Origin of the sequence: Lacrimispora sp., from assembly GCF_032078915.1 — a bacterium.
GTDB lineage: Bacteria > Bacillota > Clostridia > Lachnospirales > Lachnospiraceae > Lacrimispora.
Map to the genome: position 1 here is coordinate 59,103 of NZ_DAMAUN010000016.1, position 14,675 is coordinate 73,777.

Annotated in this window: 14 protein-coding genes; 11 read left to right on the top strand and 3 right to left on the bottom strand. The window is 46.8% G+C overall.

All coding sequences use genetic code 11. The features are described 5' to 3' along the window. Positions 1–11: 11 nt before the first annotated feature. The 4 genes from RT269_RS08735 (at position 12) to RT269_RS08750 (ending at position 5,683) form a co-directional block, all read left to right on the top strand. Positions 12–896, top strand: coding sequence for a DMT family transporter (locus tag RT269_RS08735; protein WP_313181921.1), 885 nt, complete (start codon positions 12–14; stop codon positions 894–896). An 84-nt stretch (positions 897–980) separates the two neighbouring features. Continuing rightward, positions 981–2,390 (top strand): L,D-transpeptidase family protein, encoded by a 1,410-nt coding sequence (locus RT269_RS08740; RefSeq protein ID WP_313181924.1) that lies wholly within the window; start codon positions 981–983, stop codon positions 2,388–2,390. Positions 2,391–2,719: 329 nt separating this feature from the next. Continuing rightward, complete coding sequence (locus RT269_RS08745; protein WP_313181926.1) at positions 2,720–4,045, top strand: 6-phospho-alpha-glucosidase; 1,326 nt, start codon at positions 2,720–2,722, stop codon at positions 4,043–4,045. 114 nt (positions 4,046–4,159) lie between these two features. Next, positions 4,160–5,683 (top strand): PTS transporter subunit EIIC, encoded by a 1,524-nt coding sequence (locus RT269_RS08750; RefSeq protein WP_331664116.1) that lies wholly within the window; start codon positions 4,160–4,162, stop codon positions 5,681–5,683. Positions 5,684–5,746: 63 nt separating this feature from the next. On the opposite strand, the gene RT269_RS08755 is transcribed toward RT269_RS08750, so the two are convergent. Together RT269_RS08755 and RT269_RS08760 are read right to left on the bottom strand one after the other, a co-directional pair. After that, positions 5,747–6,532, bottom strand: coding sequence for a MurR/RpiR family transcriptional regulator (locus RT269_RS08755; RefSeq protein WP_313181928.1), 786 nt, complete (start codon positions 6,530–6,532; stop codon positions 5,747–5,749). Beyond that, entirely contained in the window at positions 6,516–7,340 is an 825-nt protein-coding gene (locus RT269_RS08760; protein ID WP_313181929.1) for a MurR/RpiR family transcriptional regulator, read from the bottom strand. The genes RT269_RS08755 and RT269_RS08760 overlap by 17 nt, the downstream gene beginning before the upstream one ends. 193 nt (positions 7,341–7,533) lie before the next feature. Here RT269_RS08760 and RT269_RS08765 point away from each other — a divergent pair, with 193 nt between their 5' ends. Genes RT269_RS08765 through RT269_RS08780 form a run of 4 tightly spaced genes read left to right on the top strand, consistent with a single transcriptional unit; the run spans position 7,534 to position 11,380 of the window. Further along, a complete protein-coding gene (locus RT269_RS08765) occupies positions 7,534–8,274 on the top strand; it encodes a nucleoside phosphorylase (protein WP_313181931.1) in 741 nt (246 codons plus the stop codon). Positions 8,275–8,301: 27 nt separating this feature from the next. Then, on the top strand, positions 8,302–8,904 hold the full coding sequence (locus RT269_RS08770) for an ECF transporter S component (protein ID WP_313181933.1): 603 nt from the start codon (positions 8,302–8,304) through the stop codon (positions 8,902–8,904). 20 nt (positions 8,905–8,924) lie between these two features. Then, the gene (locus RT269_RS08775) at positions 8,925–9,698 is read left to right on the top strand and encodes an energy-coupling factor transporter transmembrane component T family protein (RefSeq protein ID WP_313181935.1); all 774 of its coding nucleotides are present in this window, start codon (positions 8,925–8,927) and stop codon (positions 9,696–9,698) included. After that, positions 9,689–11,380 (top strand): ABC transporter ATP-binding protein, encoded by a 1,692-nt coding sequence (locus RT269_RS08780; RefSeq protein ID WP_313181937.1) that lies wholly within the window; start codon positions 9,689–9,691, stop codon positions 11,378–11,380. Before RT269_RS08775 ends, RT269_RS08780 begins: the two co-directional genes overlap by 10 nt. Positions 11,381–11,456: 76 nt before the next feature. Here the strand turns inward: RT269_RS08780 and RT269_RS08785 are convergent, their stop codons facing one another. Continuing rightward, complete coding sequence (locus RT269_RS08785; RefSeq protein WP_313181939.1) at positions 11,457–11,966, bottom strand: hypothetical protein; 510 nt, start codon at positions 11,964–11,966, stop codon at positions 11,457–11,459. 199 nt (positions 11,967–12,165) lie between these two features. Here RT269_RS08785 and RT269_RS08790 point away from each other — a divergent pair, with 199 nt between their 5' ends. The 3 genes from RT269_RS08790 to RT269_RS08800 all read left to right on the top strand — a co-directional run. Beyond that, complete coding sequence (locus RT269_RS08790; protein WP_313181941.1) at positions 12,166–13,863, top strand: L,D-transpeptidase family protein; 1,698 nt, start codon at positions 12,166–12,168, stop codon at positions 13,861–13,863. A 148-nt stretch (positions 13,864–14,011) separates the two neighbouring features. Beyond that, on the top strand, positions 14,012–14,287 hold the full coding sequence (locus RT269_RS08795) for a GNAT family acetyltransferase (RefSeq protein WP_313181942.1): 276 nt from the start codon (positions 14,012–14,014) through the stop codon (positions 14,285–14,287). Between the two features lie 111 nt (positions 14,288–14,398). Beyond that, positions 14,399–14,675, top strand: a 277-nt coding sequence (locus RT269_RS08800; RefSeq protein ID WP_313181944.1) for a glutamate--tRNA ligase family protein, incomplete at its 3' end; no start/stop codon positions are given.

Sequence of the window (14,675 nt, forward strand, 5' to 3'; positions counted from 1 at the left end):
GGAGAAGAAAAATGAAAGTTCTTGAAAAGCATCCCATGGTCATGATCGCAATCGGTGTCATAGGAATTTCCCTTTCTGCGATTTTTGTCAAATATTCCCATGCACCTTCCGTGGTGACGGCTGCGTACCGGCTCTTGTGGACGGTGGGGCTTATGACACCGGTGGTATTTGGGAAAGCCCAGGTCCGGGCGGAGTTGAAACGGACGAATGGGAAGACCATTGCATTATGCGCAGTGAGTGGAATATTTCTGGCTCTTCATTTTACGTCATGGTTTGAATCGTTAAAGCAGACTTCTGTGGCAAGCTCGACGGCTATCGTATGCACAGAGGTTATCTGGGTGGCTTTGGGATTTGTCGTGTTCTTAAAAGGGAGGATTGGTAAAGCTGCCCTTATAAGCATTGCCATTACCGTATTCGGCAGCCTGCTTATTGCCCTTTCTGATTATTCGGCAGGAGGGGATCATTTGTCCGGAGACGGGCTTGCCCTGGCAGCGGCAATCTTTTCTGCCGTCTATACCCTGATCGGCCGGGAAGTGAGAAAAGGAATGTCGACAATATCTTACACCTATATTGTCTATTTCTTTTGTGCATTGGTGCTTTGCATATTTACCATAGCGGCCGGAATACCTTTCCATGGTTACGGGATGAGCTCTGTGGTGGTAGGGCTTCTTCTGGCGGTATTCTCTACCCTTCTTGGACACAGTATTTTCAGCTGGTGCTTAAAATTCCTGTCTCCCTCTTTTGTATCGGCATCCAAGCTCTGTGAGCCGGTGGTTGCGGCTATATTTGCCGTGTTCCTTTTTGCTGAACTTCCGGCTCTTTTACAGATCGCTGGAGGCCTGATCACCATAGGCGGTGTGCTGCTGTACTCCAGGGTGGAGAAAATTGGGGAATGATTTTTCTTGTGATTCCATTAAAATAGTGATAACCTAGAAATTGTGGAACTAATTTCCAAATATATAGGAAAGGATTCATGGTAAATGAGCAGAAAAGGAAGTCATGCAGGTACGATGAGAAAAGGGATCCTTCTGGCAGTCATATTGATGCTGGCAGGGACTACGACTGCACTGGCAGATGACACTTCTAAATTTGTCCCGGGAACCAAAATAAATGGTGTTCCTGTGGGAGGAATGACAGTTGAAGAAGCGAAGATACAAATAGAAGGCTTTTATGGCAGGGAATATCGCCTTTCCATCAAGGAGAAGGGAGAGGTGACAGAGGTCATAAACGGTCCTGAGATCGGCTATCAGGTAGTTTTTGCGGAAGGGCTTAAGACGGTTTTAGAAGAGCAGAACGCTTCGGGGCGGGTGACAGGCCCTGCGGCTGACAATACCTATAGCCAAAAGGGAGCAGTCAGTTACGACGAAGGGAAGTTAAAGGAAAAGCTGAGTTTACTTTCGTGTATAAGCGGCGAGGGCATTACGGCTACAACGAATGCCCGGATTTCGGACTGGCAGCAGGGAGTTCCCTTTGCCATCCTACCGGAAGTACAGGGGAACAGCGTAAACTTAGAAAAGCTGGAAGCAGCCGTCAAGGCTGCGTTAAATGAAGCGCTTCCCCAAATAAACATTGAGGAATCAGGCTGTTATGACACCGTAACCGTCACCTCAGAGGATGCCGGATTGATCGCCCAGCGGGATGCGCTCAACCGTGTCAGGGAAATGGAAATCACCTATACCTTTGGAGACCGGTCGGAGGTCTTAAAAGGAGAGGAAATCTGTTCCTGGATATCAGGAATGACGGGAGAAGTGATAAACGTAAGAGGAGATAAGACTTCGGCTTACATAAAGGCTCTGGCAGACAAGTATGATACCGTAGGAAAGGAACGGGCATTTCGGGTCACGGATGGTAAGGCCCGTCTTCTTCCGGGTTCCTATGGCCAGAAGATAGATCAGGCAGGAGAAACCGCTGCCCTGGCTGTTCTCATACAATCCGGGCAAAGCCAGAAAAGAGAACCGAAGTATGTTCAGACAGTGGCGAACCGGAGCAGTGCCTGGGGCGGGGCCTATGTAGAGGTAGATATGGCGGCCCAGCATGTTTATATGTATAAAGATGGTGTTCTGGTATGGGATTCTCCGTGCGTCACAGGAAATGTTTCTAAAAAGTACACAACTCCGGAGGGTATTTTCACCCTTTACTATAAGGAGACAGATCGAATCCTGCGGGGAGAGAGAAAAGCGGACGGCACCTACGAATATGAAAGCCATGTGAATTACTGGATGCCGTTTAACGGAGGGATCGGTCTTCATGACGCAAACTGGAGAAGCAGGTTCGGCGGAGAGATCTATCAGACAAAGGGGAGCCATGGCTGTATCAACCTTCCGCCGGATAAGGCAAAGGTTTTATATGGCCTTGTTTATTCCGGAATTCCCGTAATCTGTCACTATTAAGTCAGGTGTATGAAAAGAGAGTAACGATGTCCTGGTCTTGGACAAGTAAAAAGAGAAAGCCGTTTCGGGTATTATATCCGAAACGGCTTTTATAAATTGGGCCTCTGACGGATTCTTAGGAGTCCGTTTTTTATATGCAAAGATGCGGTCATTATATTTGATAGAAATCATCGACTTAAAGAATGAAAAATATTACTATAAGAGTAATAAATGTTGAAATATGGGATGACGTCCGTATGCGCTTGAAACTATTTACACGTTAAATAAAATGAAGTATCATAAGGCCATCAGATAAGGATAAGTAAAATAAGCGGAAAAGGAGAAAAACAATGAGAACATTTAACGTATGTATCGTTGGAGGGGGAAGTACTTTTACACTAGGTTTCTTAAAGTCATTTGTCAGACTTAAAGAGGAGTTCCCCTTAAAGAAGCTGGTGCTGTTCGACATCGACAACGACCGCCAGGAACCGATAGGAAAGTATGGTGAGATTCTGTTTAAGGAAAGATTTCCGGAGCTGGATTTCTCTTACACAACCGATGTCAAGGAAGCTTATGAGGGGATGGATTTCATATTTATGCAGATGCGCTCCGGAGGACTTCCGATGCGTGCAAAGGATGAGCATATTCCGCTGAGCATGGGAATCATCGGACAGGAAACCTGCGGGGCAGGAGGGATGGCCTATGGTCTCAGATCCTGTGTGGATATGATCAAGGCTGTACACGATATCCGTACCTATGCGCCGGATGCATGGGTATTAAACTACTCCAATCCCGCTGCAATTGTTGCGGAAGCACTCCGCAGAGAATTCCCGGATGACAATAGAATCTTAAACATCTGTGACCAGCCGGAGAATGTGGTACGCTCCTGCAGCAGACTTTTAAAATGCAGTTGGGAGGATTTAGACCCGGTTTACTTTGGACTGAACCATTATGGCTGGTTTACCCATATGTATGACGTTCATACTGGAGAAGACTTACTTCCAAAGATCAGGGAAATGGTTGCCCAGAACGGCTTCCTTCCCCAGGATGCGGAACAGAGAGATAAGTCCTGGCTGGATACCTACGGAATGGTAAAGACAATCATGGAAGATTTCCCGGAGTTTCTGCCCAATACCTATGACCAGTATTACCTATATCCGGAATATAAGGCCAGCCATCTGGACTCTGAATTTACCCGTGCGGATGAGGTTATGGCGGGAAGAGAAAAGCGGGTCTTTCGCGAGTGTGCCCAGGTGATCAAGGAAGGAAAGCTGGGAGATAAGTTTGATGAGATTTCTGATGCCCATGCCGAAATGATGATTAAGGTTGCGGAATCCATTGCTTTTAATAAAAATGACAGACATATCCTGATCGTTGAGAACAACGGTGCGATTGCCAATATGCAGGACGATGCCATGGTGGAGGTTGTATGCGAACTTGGAGCAAATGGCCCCCGTCCCATGAGAGTAGGAAATATTCCTCAGTTCTATCTGGGACTTTTGGTTAACCAGGTATCCTGTGAAAAGCTGATTGTAGATGCTTATTTTGAGAATTCCTATCAGAAGGCTCTGGAGGCATTTACTCTTAACAGGCTGATAGGCGATGCAAAGAAAGCAAGAAAGGTACTGGATGCTTTGATTGAAGCTAATAAAGGCATGTGGCCGGAGTTAAAATAAGGGGAAGCAAAAACTTGGCGGGAGTGAAATGAAATGTGCTCCTATGGAGAATCATAAGAAAACAGGATGCAGCGTTGCAGAGCAGGGATGCCTGTGACGGGAGAGGATATTATCATGAAAAAAAACAGGGCAATGGATTTTTTCTCGGCTCTCGGACGTAGTTTGCTGATGCCGATTGCTGCTTTGGCCGCTTGCGGTATCGTTTTGGGGTTAACCTCTGCGCTTATGAAAGCGCAGGTACAGTCGGCTGTTCCATTTTTACAGCAGGGGCTTATTTATTTCATTATTTCTACTTTAAATAAAATATCAGGTGTTGTATTTACATTGATTCCGGTGTTATTTTCCATTTCCATTTCTTTCGGAATGGCGAGGGAGGAAAAGGAAATAGCGGCATTTGCAGGATTTATCGGTTATTATACATTTCTGGTGGCATCGGCATGTATGATCAATTCCGGCTTTATGAATTTTGGCGCTTTGAAGATATCCACGATCCTGGGAGTGGAAACCCTGGATATGGGCGCGGTTGCAGGTATTGTTGCAGGTATCATGACCGCCTCACTCCATAACCGGTATCATAAAGTTACATTTCCGGTGGCGATCTCCTTTTATGGAGGAAAACGTTTTGTTGCCATTGTTGTTATTATGGCTATGGCAGTTGTTGGTCTTGCCGCACCGATTCTATGGTCACCGGTTTCCATGGTCATTGACGGGTTGGGAGGTTTGATATCCGCTACAGGACTGGTGGGAGTATTCGGCTATGGTTTTTTAGAGCGGCTGCTGATTCCTACCGGTCTGCACCATGTATTAAACGGTATTTTCCGTACCACCTCGATTGGCGGAACCTATGAAGGAGTAGAAGGCTGTCTGAATATTTTCCTTCAATTTGTCGATAAGGTAGACATCTCAGAACTGAGGCCGTTTACGGTATTTTTAGGACAGGGCAAAATGCCGATGATGATGTTTGGTCTTCCGGCAGCAGCACTGGCTATTTACAGGACCTCTCCTCCGGAGAAAAAGAATAAAGTAAAGGCTCTCATGATTGCAGGCGTTGCAGCCAGCATTGTGTCAGGCATTACGGAACCATTGGAATTCTCATTCATGTTTATTGCACCACCGCTGTTTTTGTTCCATGCGCTGATGGGCGGCCTGTCCTTCATGCTGATGTCGGCATTTAAGGTTATTATCGGCAATACCGGCGGCGGTCTGATCGATTTCCTGATCTGGGGCGTATTCCAGCCAGGATCCCGCTGGTACTGGGTGATCATTACCGGACCGTTCTTCTCCGTCATTTATTATTTTGTATTTAAAAGCTATCTGACGAGAAAACAGCTCTCCATCGATGTATCTGACGAAGAGCAGGAGGCGGATGCTTTGGAGAGTACAATGGAAGAAAAACAAAAAGCCCTCGCATCGAAAATCATAGAGGGACTCGGCGGATATCACAATATCACAACAGTGAACAACTGCCTGACCAGACTTCGTGTGGATATAAAAGATATGGCATTGGTGAGTGATGAACTTTTAAAGAAAACAGGCTCCATGGGAATTGTCCGCACCAGCGATACACATATCCAGGTGATTTATGGACCGAAAGTGGAAGGAATTGCATCAAATGTGAGGGAAGTATTAAAATATTAAAGATACAAAGAGGAAGCTGCCCGGCCATGGGATACATGGAACCGGGCAGCTTTCTTATTTTCGTTAAGACAGGGAACCAAAAGTGTCACCGTCTGTCTGGGAATTCTGTTTGATCCTGGCGGCCAGTTCAATCAGGATCTGGACAATGGTTAGGATTCCCAGTCTGGGATTGATATCTACATGACGGTACTCCTCATTCCGGTCGTTGGTGCAGAGTGCGAAGGTGCTGTAGGGGATCAGAGGGCTGTCCTTCTCGCAGGTGAGCAGGATCGTGATGGTGCCGCGGGCCTTGGCCTTTCGGAATACAGACAGATACCGCCTGGCATCTCCATGGGCCGTGATGATGAAAAGAACGGCATCACTGTTTATCTCATGTACAAGACCGTTTAACAGGCGCCGCCACTCAACCAGAATACAGGGATAGTCAAGTGTGTTTAAGACCGTCTGGAGATATTTGGCAGCAAGGGAGCTTAAATTGGAGCCATAGATATAGATGGGCCGGTCACTGGTCAAAAGCCCGGCGATCTCTTCCAGCTTTTCTTCATCGATCTGATCTAAATTATCTTTAAACAGGGCGAGAGAATGATGGACCAGATCATCGGTACGGAAGTTCTGGGGGTGAAGCTGCTTTAATTCCTTTCGCACCTGGTATTTGAATTCGTTATAGCCCTTCAGTCCCAGCTTTTGGCAGAAACGGACAATGGTAGCATTGGAGGTATACAGGCTGGCACTTAAGTCATTTAAATTGGTATACACGGATGAGGGAAGATTGGATTCAAAATACTTAAGGATTTCTTCCTCCGTATCCGTAAGGTGCAGCTCATGTGCTTTTTCAAATAAAGGAATCATGGTTTTCCCCCTGTTCCGTTTGTTCCCGGCCGGACAGCTTGTACTGAAGGTAACAGCGTATAATGGCGTTGATCATATAAAACACCGGAAGCCTGGAAGTGAACTCCGCTCCCCGGTTCTCACGCTGGTTGGTGAAGAAGCGGAAGTTGACAGTGGCTAAGTTGGCAACTTCATTGTTGGTATATGGGGTGATGGATAGAATCGGGACATTGTTCATCCGGGCGATTTTGCCAAGACGTACGGTCGGACCGAAATCCCCGGTGGTGCTGATTAAGATCAGAAGGGATTCTGAGTGGATATTTCTTAAAATGTGTTCTCCCATTTTACTGGATTCGATCTTGTATACATTCTGGCGTCCGATGGAGAAAAGAAGCTTCTCAAAGTAGTCGCTTAGAATAGAAGTGATCCCTCCTGGGGCCCATAAGTAGATGGGGCAGTTACTGTCAAAATACCGGAACGTATGGCTGAGCTGATCTTCCGATATCAGATTGGAGGTTCCTTCCACGTTGGAACACAGGCTGTCAATCATGATCCGGGTATTAAAATTCTGGGCTTTTGCAGCCGAAGGTCCGGGAGTTTCTTTTCTTCCCTCTGCGCGGAGGGCATATTTGAATTCCGCAAAGCCGGAATACCCAAGCTTCTTGCAGAAGCGCAGAATCGTGGCAGAGGAATAAGATGTCTGGGCGGCCAGAGTCTGTATGCTCATATCCAAAACCTCATCCGAGTGTTCATAGACATATTTTAAGACATTCAGTTCATTATTGCTCAGGCTTTTGATAACAGCGTCATCCAAATGAAGTGTGACCATAGGAAACCTCCTCGTAAATCTCTCAGTACATTTTATCACGAATACATGATAAGTCAATGCAGCCGGGGGGAATAGACGGCCTGTTTCGTGAAAAAGGTATTATTATCAGGTTATAGTTTGTGTCAACAGATTGACAGGATGGCCTCTTTGTGCTACATTCAGGACATAAAAAAGGTGAAAGGAGATGATACCTGTGGCTGAGATCATGCCTCATATCAAGCTGTCAAAAGAACAGGCTGTTCCTTATGCGCTGCTGCCGGGTGATCCAAAACGTCTGGACCGGATTGCAGCCTGTCTGACGGATGTGGAGGAACTGGCGTTTAACAGGGAATTCCGAAGTATTAAGGGAAAATACAGAGGAGTACCTGTTATGGCAGTATCTACAGGGATTGGAGGTGCATCTGCGGCAATCGCAGTGGAGGAACTGGCAAGAATCGGGGTTAAGGCCATGATCCGGATCGGAAGCTGCGGAGCGCTTCAAAAGGGGATCCGCCTTGGCGATTTAATTCTGGTCAATGGAGCTGTCCGGGATGATGGAGCCTCGTCCTCCTATGCAGATTCCATTTATCCGGCGATACCGGATACAAAGCTTTTGCTGGCCTGCATGGAAAGTGCAGGGGAATTGGGAGCGAGATCTCATGTGGGAATAGCCAGAAGCCATGACAGCTTCTACATTGATGAGGAAAAAGAGGTCTGCGCTTACTGGGCAGGAAAAGGCGTAATGGGTTCTGATATGGAAACTGCTGCATTATTTGTGGTGGGCGGACTGCGGGGAGTAAAAACCGCCTCCATATTAAATGTGGTGGTGGAGTCTGAGGAGTCCATAGAGGAAAACATCAACAGCTATACGGGCGGAGAGTCCGCCATGATGAGGGGAGAGCATTTGGAGATCCTTACGGCATTGGAGGCCTTTGTCCGTATGGATAAAGGTTGAGAGAAAAAATAAATGGAGGAAATTGAGATGAAAAATTTATTTAAAACCAAATTGAATGCAGCCTGTTTTGTATTGATTCCGGCTTGTATTGGAATCAATTATTTAGGAAAGCTTTTTGCGTCTGTTTTAAAGCTTCCGCTTTGGCTGGATTCTATCGGTACCTGCATCGGCGGTATTCTTGGGGGACCCGTGATCGGGGGAATCTGCGGTGCGGCCAACAACTTGATTTATGGCTTTACCACCGGTGATTCGATCACTCTGGTATATGCCTTGACCAGCTTGGGAATCGGTGTCGCAGTAGGAATCATGGCAAGGCTTGGCCGTATGGAAAAGCTTTCCGGAGCCATTCTCACCGCCTGTGTGGCGGGCCTTACGGCTGTTGTAATCTCCACTCCTTTAAATATCATTTTCTGGGGCGGAACCACAGGCAATATCTGGGGAGATGCTGTCTTTGCCTGGTCACAGGCTTCGGGCCTTCCCGTTGCTCTTGGCTCCTTCCTTGATGAAGTCCTCGTGGATGTGCCGGATAAATTAATCACCCTTTTGATCGTATACGCCATCATCAAGGGTCTTCCAAAGAAACTGACTTCCCTTTACGAACTGGATGATGAAGTGGCAAGTCTGGATTAAAGCAGGAAAGGCAGAATCATATGAAAAGTATCAGTCTTTACGTGGATAAAGATACCTACTTAACCAGGCTGCATCCTTTTGCCAAGATGTTTTATATTCTGGCAGCCGTCAGCGCACCCCTTATTGGGGGCGCGCTGTGGATATACGGCCTTTTTTTGGCCATCAGCCTTTGTCTTTTGATCAGCGGGAAGATCATCAGAAAGGTTTTCCCTCTGATTGCCTTTTCCTTTACCATCATAATCACCATTTTTTTGATCCATGGCCTTTTTAACCAGGAAAACCAGAAGATTTTATTCCATTTAGGGCCTCTTGCCTTTTATCAGGAAGGGCTTCTTTATGCTGCCGGGATCGGGCTTAATATCTTAAACATGCTTTTGGCCTTTGCCACGTTTGTACTGACCACTAAGCCTGCGGATCTGGTGGAGACCATGGAGCAGGCAGGCTTTTCACCCAGGTTCGGATATATGATCAGTTCTGTTTTTCAGATTATTCCCCAGATGATGGGGACTATGAACACCATCATGGATGCCCAGAGAAGCCGGGGAATGGAAACAGAAGGCAGCCTGCTTGTAAGAGCCAGGGCATTTATCCCGTTAATTTCGCCTGTGGTCAGCAGCTCCCTGATCAACACCAGAGAAAGGGCCATTGCCCTGGAAGTGCGGGGATTTGATTCAAAAAATAAAAAAACATTTTTAAGAGAATATAGTCTGACAGGCAGGGACAAGGCATTCATGTCGTTGATGGCTCTGCTCATTGCGGGTTCTATTGTATGGAGGGTGCTTACATGGCTTTGATCGAAGTGACAAACTTAAAATACCGGTATCCCCATACAGAACGTCTGGCTCTTGACGGAATTGATTTTCAGGTGGAAAAGGGGCAGTTTATCGGGATCGCCGGTGAAAATAAGGCCGGAAAAAGCACGTTATGCCAGGCCTTTGCCGGTCTGGTCCCCACCATGTTCCGTGGGGCATATGGCGGGAAGCTCCTCATTGACGGAGCGGAAGCGGCGAAAACTCCCATAGCCGAATTATGCCAGAAGGTTGGCCTTGTGTTCCAGAATCCTTTTAACCAGCTTTCCGGAGCAAAGGATACGGTCTTTGAGGAAATCGCCTTTGGGCTTCAGAATCTGGGAATTCCCAGGGAAGAGATTTTTAAGAGAGTGGAAGAAAATTTAAAGCTTCTGGATATTGAAGAATACAGGGACAGAAATCCCTTTGATTTATCAGGAGGGCAGACGCAGCGGGTGGCGATTGCCAGCATCCTTGCCATGGAGCCTAAAGTCATCGTGCTTGACGAGCCCACCTCCCAGCTGGACCCTCAGGGAAGTGAAGAGGTATTCCGGGTGGTTGATAAGCTGGCAAAGACAGGCATAACCATTGTCATGGTGGAGCAGAAGATAGAGAAGCTGGCTTCTTACTGTGATAAGATCCTCCTTCTTCACAAAGGAAAGCAGATCGCTTATGATACTCCGGAACGGATTTTTTCCAGGGATGATTTAGAGGAACTGGGTGTTAAACCGCCGGTCTATACCCAGGTCTGCAGAGCGCTTTCAGTGAGCAGGAAAGAGGGAGAGGACAGGCTTTATCCGGTCACGTTAGCACAGATGGAGCGTTTAAGGGACCAGTTTCCTCCAAAGCTTTCCGGCAGGGCTTTTGCAAAAGACCAGGAAGAGATACATGTTCCGGCCGTATTTAAGATCCAGGATTTAAAGTTTCATTATCAGCCTGACATACCGGTGATCGAACACCTGGACCTTTGCCTTGATGCAAGGCCTACCGCAATCATCGGCCAGAACGGTGCGGGAAAAACCACTCTGGTCAAGCTGTTAAAGGGACTTTTAAAGCCAAATGCAGGCAGTATTTCCTTTGAAGGCGAGGATATATCCAAAAGAACCGTGGCACAGCTTGCCGGAAAGGTGGGATATGTGTTTCAGAATCCGGATGACCAGATATTTAAAAACCGGGTGATGGAAGAGGTCATGGTAGGCCCATTAAACTTAGGGAAGAGCCGGGAAGAGGCGGGGAAGCTGGCTGCGGAGGCCCTTGAGATGGTAGGGCTTATGGAGGCTGCGGAAGAAAATCCCTATGACCTGGATTTATCGGAACGGAAAATGGTAGCCATTGCCTCGGTGGTGGCTATGGATCCTAAGGTGCTTATTTTAGATGAACCGACCATTGCCCAGGATGCAAAAGGACGGGCGGTGCTTGGAAGGATTGTCCGGACCTTAAGTGAAAAAGGAAAATTTGTGCTGGCGATTCTTCATGATATGGACTTTGTGGCAGAGTATTTTGAACGGGTCATTATTATGGCTCACGGAAAGGTGCTTAAAGACGGGCCGGGGGAAACGGTCTTTTATGAGAAAGAAAGCCTGTTAAAGGCCCGGCTGGAACAGCCCCATGCAGCCCGGTTATGTGAACTCCTGGGGTATGAGGGTGCTTTTATGACAGCGGAAGATATGAAAGCTGCAGGAAGATAGCCTCCTGAAGCAATTTTGCTCCGGCAAAGAGTCTGCGATGCAGACTCTTTGTTTTTTGCCGGAAACAGGGGCCTTTTTAGTTTTTCTTCTCAGGAGCGCAGAAGACCACAATCGTCTGGGGAGTGGTAACTGCCGGAATACTGCGGGTGGTAAATGCATAAAAGACAAGAAGAAAATGGCCGCCTGGGTGGTAAAAGAAGGTCTGACCGTTGGAAAGGAGAATTGTTGTCTCGCTTTGGTTGGACAGGCTCAGCTGCAGAGTTTGTGATGAATTTAACAAGTCCTCATCAAAATAGTCAAAAACAGCCTCATACCCATCGCTGTTTTCCGCAAGGGCGACTGCTGTGAATTGAGGCGGATAAATAAGGGGAACAGGCGCTTTTGTATCATAGAAGGCGACGATGGAATCACCTGGATTAAAGGTGTGCTGGTTAAAGACGTAGGTTTGTGGAGTGACAATAAAGTTGGTCTGTCCTAAGCTCTCGCTCATTATGGAGATGATCATTGAACAGCTTTTATCGTCAGAGGAGGTCCTTAAAGGGTTAACAGAAGTTACTGATCCGTAAACAGGGGTATAGCGTGCCATGGATGAATCCTTTTTTATCATTCTTAATCTTATATTTATGAAGGCGCCGGGGGTATTATGAAATATTTTGTCACCAAGGAGAGTCAGAAAAATCGTAATAAAAATGTCAAGAAAAATACCGTAAAAATTTAGACAAATTTCGCGGTTTTCATGTATAATGAATACTGAACGAAAAGGCTGGTAAAGAGGTAGGTAGTAAATGGAAAATGTAAAACCGCGCAGCAGAAAGAAAAAGCCATTTGGATTAAAGGGCTTGGCAGCAATTGGAAGCGGGACTGTAGCTGCAGCGGCGCTGATTGCTGCTCTTGTCTATCTTCAGACAGGCAAGCAGTATGAGAAGGTGTTTTTCCCCAACACCACGATCAATGGAATGGATGCATCAAAGAAATCCGTTGAAGATGTAAAGAAGTCAATTGCTTCCGGAATTGATAACTATGTGTTGTCAATCGGGGAAAGAGGAGGAAGCACACAAGAGATAAAGGGACGGGATATCGGCCTTGAGTCAGTTTTTGACGGAAGCCTTGAAAAGCTTTTGGAGGACCAGAAGACTTATGAATGGCTGAAACATACGAAAACGCCCCAGGAATTTGATATAGGAACCATGATACAGTATGACCAGGACAAATTTGAATCGGTTGTTTCCGGCTTAGACTGTTTAAAGGATGAACTTGTGGAAAAGCCGGAAAATGCACATGTGTCCGATTATGTATCGGGACAGGGCTACCATATTATAGCTGCAAAGGAAGGAAACCAGCTTGACCCGGAAAAGGTGAAGTCAGGAATTTCCGAAGCTGTGATGGGCTTAATCCCGGAAATTTCCTTAGAAGAGCTTGGGGCTTATGTAAGGCCTCAGATTCCTGCTGACGATCCCCAGTTGATCGAGCAGGTACAGACATTGAACAAATATGCCAATGTCACGATTACATACAGCTTTGGAAATGAAAAAAAGGTGTTAAACGGTGATACGATTTCCAAATGGATCGGGATCGGAGAGGATGGCAAGGTTTATTTAAGCAGCTCCTCAGTTTCTGCATACGTGAAAGAGCTGGCTTCCCAGTATGATACGTCCACCAGGGCCAAAAACTTAAAGACCTCCTATGGGCAGACCGTAAGGATCACGGGTGGCAGCTATGGCTGGAAAATCGATCAAAGCAAGGAAGCGGATGAACTGGCAGAGCTGATCCGTTCCGGGCAAAGCCAGGTAAGAGAGCCTGTCTACAAACAGAAGGCAGCCAGCCATGGAGACAACGATTACGGTACCACTTATGTGGAAATCAATTTAACAGCCCAGCACCTGTATTTTTATAAAGACGGAAAGCTTTTGGTAGAATCAGATTTCGTATCAGGCAATGAGTCAAAGGGCTGGTCCACTCCTGCAGGCGTATTTCCCCTTACCTATAAGCAAAGGGATGCGACGCTAAAGGGAGAAACTTACAGGACTCCCGTGTCTTACTGGATGCCATTTAACGGAAATATCGGCCTCCATGATGCCACCTGGCGCAGTACCTTCGGAGGAACCATCTATAAGACCAGCGGTTCCCACGGTTGTGTCAATCTGCCTCCGGCTGTGGCAAAGACCATCTTTGAAAATATAGCAGCAGGAGTTCCGGTTCTTTGTTATCATCTGACTGGAACGGAATCCCAGACAGCTTCTAACGGAACGTCAAAGCCGGCGGAGACAAAGCCTGCGACAGAGCCGACCACTGCAGCGAAACCTACAGAGGCGCCAACGACGGCTCCGCCTGCAATAGCAGCGCCCACGACTGCGGCTCCTCCTGCGACCAAGGAACCGGAGACAGAGATTTCGACAAGCGCTCCTTCAAAAGACGGTGAGCTAGGGCCTGGGGTTTCAAATAGCTCAGGAAAGAAGAAAACAGGGCCTGGCGTACACAAGTAATCAAAGCCCTTTGGCTGCGGCACCGGCTGTCTACATGAGCCGGCGCTGCAGCCTTTTGTTTTTACATGGTAACATAGGATCTTCTTGACAATGGCATAATACTGGTATAGGGTTTCAATAGATAAAGCCATAATAGGAGGAATATAAAATGATTAATAAAGATACCTTCGTACCCATACAGTTTTTTAAAAAAGAGGCATACACCGGAAGCATGAAAGGAATGCGTTACCGGGTGGCAAAGGAGGAAGAGGAATTATCAGCCGTGGTATATCCGGAACCCTATTGCTATGAAGCGACTCCTGAAGAGCAGAAAACAAGAGCCTCATTTCCTTTTACGGAAGAGGGACGGGGACAGGCTGTGGACTGGATCAATGAGCAGTATGAAAAAAACCGCCCGGCCTGGGAAAAGGCCGCAAGAAAATGAATGTTTTATCCCCCAAAAGCCCGGTTCTTTGCTGTATTTTCCCCCTTTCCTAAATGGATGAAGTATGGTATGATAGTGTAATATTGGGATTACTGACATGGAGGAAGAGAAATGGAAGAGAACAAAGAAGAAGTAGTTTCTAAAAACTTTATTGAACAGGAGATAGATAAGGATCTTGCAGAGGGTGTTTATGATCATGTGCAGACCAGATTTCCGCCGGAACCTAACGGCTATCTGCATATCGGACATGCAAAATCGATTTTACTTAACTATGGACTGGCTCAGAAGTATGGTGGAAAGTTCAACCTCCGTTTTGACGATACAAATCCGACAAAAGAGAAGACAGAATTTGTAGAATCCATCATGGAAGATGTGAAGTGGCTGGGGG

What these genes read in the sequence shown, in the direction of transcription:
- RT269_RS08755 (WP_313181928.1), bottom strand. Translation starts at nt 6,532, where the DNA reads ATGATTCCTTTATTTGAAAAAGCACATGAGCTGCACCTTACGGATACG.
- RT269_RS08785 (WP_313181939.1), bottom strand. Translation starts at nt 11,966, where the DNA reads ATGGCACGCTATACCCCTGTTTACGGATCAGTAACTTCTGTTAACCCT.
- RT269_RS08750 (WP_331664116.1), top strand. Translation starts at nt 4,160, where the DNA reads ATGAAAAAAAACAGGGCAATGGATTTTTTCTCGGCTCTCGGACGTAGT.
- RT269_RS08745 (WP_313181926.1), top strand. Translation starts at nt 2,720, where the DNA reads ATGAGAACATTTAACGTATGTATCGTTGGAGGGGGAAGTACTTTTACA.
- RT269_RS08760 (WP_313181929.1), bottom strand. Translation starts at nt 7,340, where the DNA reads ATGGTCACACTTCATTTGGATGACGCTGTTATCAAAAGCCTGAGCAAT.
- RT269_RS08790 (WP_313181941.1), top strand. Translation starts at nt 12,166, where the DNA reads ATGGAAAATGTAAAACCGCGCAGCAGAAAGAAAAAGCCATTTGGATTA.
- RT269_RS08775 (WP_313181935.1), top strand. Translation starts at nt 8,925, where the DNA reads ATGAAAAGTATCAGTCTTTACGTGGATAAAGATACCTACTTAACCAGG.
- RT269_RS08770 (WP_313181933.1), top strand. Translation starts at nt 8,302, where the DNA reads ATGAAAAATTTATTTAAAACCAAATTGAATGCAGCCTGTTTTGTATTG.
- RT269_RS08780 (WP_313181937.1), top strand. Translation starts at nt 9,689, where the DNA reads ATGGCTTTGATCGAAGTGACAAACTTAAAATACCGGTATCCCCATACA.
- RT269_RS08740 (WP_313181924.1), top strand. Translation starts at nt 981, where the DNA reads ATGAGCAGAAAAGGAAGTCATGCAGGTACGATGAGAAAAGGGATCCTT.
- RT269_RS08735 (WP_313181921.1), top strand. Translation starts at nt 12, where the DNA reads ATGAAAGTTCTTGAAAAGCATCCCATGGTCATGATCGCAATCGGTGTC.
- RT269_RS08795 (WP_313181942.1), top strand. Translation starts at nt 14,012, where the DNA reads ATGATTAATAAAGATACCTTCGTACCCATACAGTTTTTTAAAAAAGAG.